Source organism: Bariatricus sp. HCP28S3_A4 (assembly GCF_052066395.1).
Lineage (GTDB): Bacteria > Bacillota > Clostridia > Lachnospirales > Lachnospiraceae > Allocoprococcus.
In genome coordinates, this window is sequence record NZ_JBQHSE010000003.1 from 183,091 (window position 1) to 189,824 (window position 6,734).

At 42.5% G+C, this 6,734-nt stretch carries 8 protein-coding genes and 1 pseudogene; all 9 read right to left on the bottom strand.

What is annotated here, in order from left to right; all coding sequences use genetic code 11:
• Positions 1 to 29 precede the first annotated feature (29 nt).
• Positions 30 to 866 carry a tocopherol cyclase family protein gene (locus ACTNBF_RS02865; protein ID WP_441088715.1) on the bottom strand — a complete coding sequence of 279 codons (837 nt, stop codon included), beginning with the start codon at positions 864 to 866 and terminating at the stop codon, positions 30 to 32.
• 325 nt (positions 867 to 1,191) lie between these two features.
• Entirely contained in the window at positions 1,192 to 1,620 is a 429-nt protein-coding gene (locus ACTNBF_RS02870; RefSeq protein WP_441024639.1) for a hypothetical protein, read from the bottom strand.
• 72 nt (positions 1,621 to 1,692) lie between these two features.
• Positions 1,693 to 1,974, bottom strand: coding sequence for a hypothetical protein (locus tag ACTNBF_RS02875; protein WP_291818008.1), 282 nt, complete (start codon positions 1,972 to 1,974; stop codon positions 1,693 to 1,695).
• 630 nt (positions 1,975 to 2,604) lie between these two features.
• Positions 2,605 to 2,841, bottom strand: a complete 237-nt coding sequence (locus tag ACTNBF_RS02880; protein WP_291818010.1) for a hypothetical protein — start codon at positions 2,839 to 2,841, stop codon at positions 2,605 to 2,607.
• Positions 2,842 to 3,037: 196 nt separating this feature from the next.
• Positions 3,038 to 4,411, bottom strand: coding sequence for an AfsR/SARP family transcriptional regulator (locus ACTNBF_RS02885; protein WP_291818011.1), 1,374 nt, complete (start codon positions 4,409 to 4,411; stop codon positions 3,038 to 3,040).
• 143 nt (positions 4,412 to 4,554) lie between these two features.
• Positions 4,555 to 4,950 carry a helix-turn-helix domain-containing protein gene (locus ACTNBF_RS02890; protein ID WP_291818013.1) on the bottom strand — a complete coding sequence of 132 codons (396 nt, stop codon included), beginning with the start codon at positions 4,948 to 4,950 and terminating at the stop codon, positions 4,555 to 4,557.
• 343 nt (positions 4,951 to 5,293) lie between these two features.
• Positions 5,294 to 5,836, bottom strand: a pseudogene (locus ACTNBF_RS02895) (group II intron maturase-specific domain-containing protein); the annotation flags it as partial.
• Positions 5,829 to 6,182 (bottom strand): hypothetical protein, encoded by a 354-nt coding sequence (locus ACTNBF_RS02900; RefSeq protein WP_441088716.1) that lies wholly within the window; start codon positions 6,180 to 6,182, stop codon positions 5,829 to 5,831. The pseudogene ACTNBF_RS02895 and the gene ACTNBF_RS02900, both read right to left, overlap by 8 nt.
• Before the next feature lie 88 nt (positions 6,183 to 6,270).
• Positions 6,271 to 6,465, bottom strand: a complete 195-nt coding sequence (locus tag ACTNBF_RS02905; RefSeq protein ID WP_441016833.1) for a hypothetical protein — start codon at positions 6,463 to 6,465, stop codon at positions 6,271 to 6,273.
• Positions 6,466 to 6,734 lie beyond the last annotated feature (269 nt).

Below are 6,734 nucleotides of genomic sequence, written 5' to 3' on the forward strand. Positions count from 1 at the left end.
CTCCGGTATAAAGTATATGCCGAATAGGATTATGAATATTCATATTCAAAGGATGCCCGTTCCGTCTCGAAAGCAAATACAGATTCCCCCTGAATGTGTAATCGGTAAAATGCACGACAAGATGCGCTTTCATGAATAGTCCGCACCATATTTCCCAGCTCCGGCGCTTTCAAAGGATAACCACCGGTTTCCAGAAGTCTTACTTCCAGCTCCATCCCTTTTTGTACAACCCGAAGTCTGCCATCTGTATTTTCAACCACTCTCGCACCCAGATACGTCGCAAATCGAAATTCTTTTCCACGCCACCAAACAATTCCTATAACACCAGTAAAAGAAATGCTTTTCCCTATGAAAGGAAATCCCAGTACCGGAATTTCCGCCACAGACAGCATCAACGAACCTCCCCGAAAGAAGCAATGGGTCCAGACATATTTCTTCGGAAATGAATAGCCGCGGTCTCCCTCCCAATACCCCAATGCATGGTCAAATTCATAGCTCTCACCATTCAGCATGATCCTTCCAAAAACCGAATGCTGCATACTCCAGACACTGTGGCGGCACTCCATAAACGGAACCAAAGAAAACGGCCCCATAATATCATATTTCAGCGGAGTCAAAGCACCATAACTCAGCCTGCCCTCCACAGCCAGTTCCTCAGTATGAATCGAGAGTTCCATACCATAAAGGCTAAAATGATTCCGACCAATATCAATGCACTTATTTTTTCTACTGAATTTCTCAGCGGGAAATGTCTCAATCCATACCTGACTGTCCGTTATAAGCTGAATAAAACACGTAACTTTTCCTCCACACTGGTGTAATGCCGGTATGACCGCTAACGTCTGATTGTCCGACTGACATTTCATATACCAACCATAAAAAGATCCCAGCATACTTCTGTCCGGTCACACCTGCCTGTTCTTCGGCTCCACAGCCTCCGACCTGATGTTATGCGTCTGGTTCTGGTTCTCCGGTTCCTTTTTGTGGGTTATACTGTTGAACTCGTTCAGGTTCTTTTGTCGGTTTTGTCTTTCCTTCTCTTTTTTATTTGTGTTCAAAATAATCACCTCAAAGGATAGTTTGAACATTTTTTTTAGAAATATACAAAAGGGGTGGCTGGGGGACGGGTTCATAGTCACTTAACAGCTACACATCCTTTCTTCCATTAACTTCTCAACAATCTTCTTCTCGTCATAATCGGCAGTATCTTCTATCACATATTCTCTTTATTTCAGGAAGTTCCCTCTCCAGCTGATCAGCTATTGTCTCCGGAGTGAGTCCCCTTTTCATCTTCCTGCATACTTGGCTTACTAAAAGAACCAGTTCACCCTTTCTTTCGCCTTTTTTCTCGCCTTCTAATTCTCCCTCTTCTCTCGCATAAGCCAGTTCTTCCCACTTCTGCATAAGCTTCACTCCTACCTTTTCCGATCCCTTAACTGTTCGGACTCTGTCATGAATCTTCTTTATTTTCTCACTCTTTACCTTTTCGGCTACTTCATCTGTCGTATGATTGATGTATTCCATCAATTCCAGAAATTCTTCTGTAAAGCCTTCCGGATTCTTTCCTTTCGTATTTATGAAAATGCGTCTCGCGCCATCATCCAGCCTCAGTTCCGGCACTTCCACGCACCTCTCTTCAAACGTATAGCGGTACAATTTATACCCGAATAGGTCAAACGGCGATATCAGTATTTAGGTATTCTTCTTCTGCATTTCCATCCGAAAAACATTCCCCGCCTCATCCGTAGCTATTACATCAAGGCGAATGGAGCGTAATTCCGGCGAAATGCGCAGTTCCTTCTCAGTCTCCGATTCTCCGACCAATATGATCTTGCCATTCAGAATAATATCCACAATCAGATTGAAAATATCTAATTCCTCTACGGTCTCATCAAACAAAAACCGGTCTGTCAAATTCATTGCGTCCAGTTTTGTCTTTACCTCTGCCGGTGCAGTAATATTTTGTCCTTGCATATGTTTTCCTCCTTCTGCAATTGTCTTACAGGAAAACATATCACTTCCGGAAATTGTCTCTTCTTCAATATGAGATCCTGCATATTAATTATGGTAGTTTCAAGCAGGATTTTAAGAAAAGAAGTAGACGGAACTGAGTCCATAGACAGCGGTAATACCGCAAAGATAATCCTTTATGAAATTCGCATGCTTTGTTATTATCTTAGCATAGACAATAACTGTTTTCAATTATCATTCTCTAAAAAACACAGGCTTAAATCATGCTGCGCTCATCCGTTGCATACTGTCTCACCCATTTTTCAACGCGGGCAGCACCAAGTGGTTTTGTGAGTTCCGTTCTCCGTTTTCCCGCAGTCCGGACATTGTATCAAATCTTTGCCTGATACAAATATGTATTTGCAAGCTCCACAAGTCAGGTGGCTCATGCGTATCCTTTGCTCCTATTGCAACTCGGAGTGTAGATATTATTTTTGTAATTTCAAATTTTCTGATTTTAGGTTCTGCCTGCAAAGAGCCTGTTTCCCGGAAACAAAAAAGCCGGAGCAGACACAGCAGCACAGAATAAATCCGTAACTACCATATCCGCCCCGGCACACACTCACCGCAGTGGTACTGCTCATCAGCAGATGATTATTGAATCCTTGGGGATAACATACGCTTCGTTGTTATCTCCGCCTGAAACTTTTGTTTGTGACCCTTTGCCCGTTCCCTCGCCTTAGCTACCAGCCTTGGAATATCTGTATAGGGAACATGAACCTCTTTCCCAGCAGATTTCAGAGTCAAAAGAATATCCCCTTCAATCAGCCTTGCCCTACAGATCAGCCGGTTGTCATCTGTGCGAATCTCCAGACTATTTGCATACACCATTGTACATCATCCTCCATTTCTGTTTTTCTTCCGCAGAAAACAGAAACCCCCCGATAAGTATTTTTGTTCCTACGAAAGTAAGTCCAATTATACTTACCAGGGGTGTTATAAGGGGTGATATGACCCGTAACATCCATATAAAAATGACATAACTTGTAATTTATATCATATTTTCGTTACACGCACATAATAAGAGTTACACAGCCATCAATCTGCCTTCCAGTTCCTGATATTCTTCTGCCAGCAGCCTGATCTTCGCAGACTCCAGATGTTCCTTTGCCATATCTGCGGCACCATATTTTCTCAGCGCAACGATCAGCCAGTAGATGATGGACGGATTATCCGGTTCTACCGAGATGGCCCTGGTTGCGTATTCGTGCATGACACCATAAGCCTGCTTTTCATACAGCAGCTCCATCAGCATTTCGATTGCCGCCAGATACATCAGGTGAAACTTGGAGATATACGCAATCTGCCAATGTTCTGCACTTCCCGTCAGAAACATCTTCCCACGGTACAATTTCACGATTTCTTTCAGCGTATCTATTTTCTCCTGCTTACCCTGCATCTTCTTCGCCATATGATAGCCTTGCTCAAACCTCTCAAAATCGGTTTCGATCTTCAGGTTGGTATTGATCCTGTACCCATTCGGCGTTGTAACAATCAGATCGGTATCGGAGATAAGCCGAAATGCAGACCGGAAGCGATACAGCAATGTGCGGATGTTCCCGGTAGGATTGTCATATTCCTTATCCGGCCAGAGTTGCTCGGAAAGCTCTCTGGCAGACACACCTCTGTTCCGGTTTATCATCAAAAGCAGAAGGACTTTGCAGCACAGCGGGGATTTAAACTCCGCTTCGGTCAGCTTACCTTTGGAAGTATATATCTCCAAACCGCCAAACAGGTTGATGATGACTTCGTTATCCGTCTGTATCATCTTCGGCGCAACGCTCATCTTCATCCGGTCTAACAGCTTCTGTTCATTGACCTCCGAAACCAACGCATACGAAAGTATCTGCAGCAATTCCGGACGGTGGAGATACCGCTTTGGATTGCGTACCATCAGGAAGCCTTTCTCCTTTTTATTGTAAGGCACTGCCAGAAGGGTTTCCGTATTGTGCTGGGAGAAAAGATTATATTCGCCGGGGTTCTCATTCCTGATATTCTCAGCACAATCAATGATGATCGGATGGTTATTTTCCAGCGCATCCATCCATCTTTCATATATCCCTACAACTCCGATTTCGTCAATTTTGGTTGCGCTCATACCGCCGGTTTTCCTGTCAAACCACCAGAACGGCATCCACAGCTTCAGCTTTACATCCACATCCAGCACTCCGCACCAGTCTGCGTCATAAAAATCACAGGCGGCAGCTAATGCACTCAGCCCGATCTCCTTCGGTTCTTTCATTCCATGCAATCTGTGTTCCAGATTTGTCAGGCATTCCAGAAATGCCTTTGCAAATATACTTGCCTCGTCCTCTGTCGCAACCTCCGTATTCTGTTCTTCCTGTACCACGGGGTGGGTCAGTTTTTCAACGGTGTTCTTCCATCTGTTAAATAGCGCCATTTCCGCCAATCCTCCTCGTTTGCTAATCTATATAAAAGACAGAGCCATCAAGTCCCCCTTGACAACTCTGTCTATCTCTTTCCAATCTGATACTTTCATCCTATGGCTGTCGGTATATTTTCCCGGCAATCCATAAATCCATGTTATGTATTGTTCGTCTCCGTAAGCTTCCTGCCCAAATTATCCCGGTAGGAAATCAATCTATCCAAAAAGCTAACGACCATATCCAGCATCTGCGGATCACACTGTGTCAATTTTGGGGCAATCTCTGTATTTATTTTGACTTCGGGGTTCGCATTCGGATTATCCATCACGAAGTAATCCATACTTTTCTCAAGTATAACACTGATCTTGAACAGCAACTCCAGAGAAATCCCGATTTTCCCATTTTCAATATTACAGATATGGGTTGGTGTGCAATCGCAAAGACCAGCCAGGTATTCCTGCGTTTGACGCTTTTCTTTCCTCGCCTTCTTGATCCGCTTTCCGATTAACGCTGTATCTAATGAGCATTGCTCAATTTCAGCCGTAGTCAGCATTGACACCCCACCTCCTATCCATTCCATTTGCATATTCATTATACTGAATTCCCTCTTTCTTTTGAATTATGTGATAACTCATATATTGATGTATGAAATCAGATTTTGTCGAAAAATTTGTGTTCAGACATAATTATTTATGTTTGACATCAGTTATTTGCCAGAGATCAAGAGAGAATCCGGTGGATCTCTGCAGCCGAAAAACCTCGAAGCAGATTGCGTTGCGGATAAAAAAACGCAAATCTGAACCGGGAAATCGAGTAGGAGGAATTTCTCCTAGATGAGAAATTCCGACCTCTCACACCACCGTGCGTACCGTTCGGTACACGGCGGTTCAATCAACTTAACAAGTAACACACCTTTCGGTGTAGTAATCTAACATTGAGATAAGTCCGAATTGCTTTAGTCTTTTCGGGCTTATTGCTCTTTGTATGTCTGTTTTAGAGCACACTCTTGCTATCGCTTTACCATTATAGGCAGTTCTATATGCTGCCCATTTAGGTATACCAAGTTTAACAAGGTTCTTTGCTCTATTCTGTGGAGTTTTCCAGTGTTTCCATATACACATGCGCAGACGATATCTGATGTTTCGGTCAAGTTCAGCGCAGAGCGATTTCATACGACCTATCTCAAAGTAGTTAATCCATCCTCTGATAAGCTGATTAAGTTTATCCACTTTGTAACTGTTGCTAACGCCCCAACTACGGCGGGTGAGTTCTTTCATTCTCTTCTTGAACTTCGCAACTGATTTTGCATGTGGCTTTGCCTTGTATTGCTGTGCGGTTTTGTCGTAGTAGAAGCCAAATCCAAGATATTTGAGTCCTTGTGGTTTATCTACTTTACTTTTGGTTACATTGACCTTGAGACCTAGTTTCTCTTCAATAAATCAATACTTCATCTGTTTCTGTCGGTTTAGGATCCTCATATATTTGTTTGATCTTTTTCAAATCACTTTCTATTCGTATAGCCCTTTCATATTCACTGTTCAGCATAATATAGGCCTTCTGGGCATGTTCAACCGTAATTCTGTTTTTTCTTTGCACCAATGCCTCAAATGCAGACTCACGAATCATCTGAAACAGATCTCTCAGTGCTCCTCCGGATTTCTCGATCATAAATGTCAGTGCATCTTCTTCAATTAGATCTAATTCCATTCTTTTTTTCACGATCTCTACAATCGTATTGATTCCTTCTTGATAGATTTGTTTATCCGGTCCCATGATTTTAATCATACTCAATAGCTGATAATTGTCAAAATCGTATTTTATCAAACTAAATTGTCTGTCATAAAGCAAAAAAATCGGGAAGGTTAATATCATGTTAACCTTTAACGAACAAACATAGAATCTTCATATATGGGTTATTGCTATAGCACAGATTTAATTTGATTTTCTCAATTGCATTTGTTCCTCTCGCCTCATAGGTATCCACATACAATTCATCAAACGTATTCTTTCCTAAAGGAAGAGGATTAAATACATTTATAATATCTTCCAATCTTTTCGCTTTTGCCATAAGAACAACCTCCAGCAATTTGCTACTGCACCTCATCTTAACTCCTTAAGTCATATCACAATCTCCCTGCTTCATCAAGTTAGGAAACCCTATAATCTAAGTATATGAAGCGTTTCTATCCTTTATTCATTGGAAATGACTGGGGGAAGAGGGAGAGACAGAGGGACAGGTTGCGGGTCTAACAACTGAGTGACCGAAACATAGACCCCCTGACTCATAAAAACCCCCCCCAATAAAAACCCCACCCCCCCCCAACGCTTATTAAAATT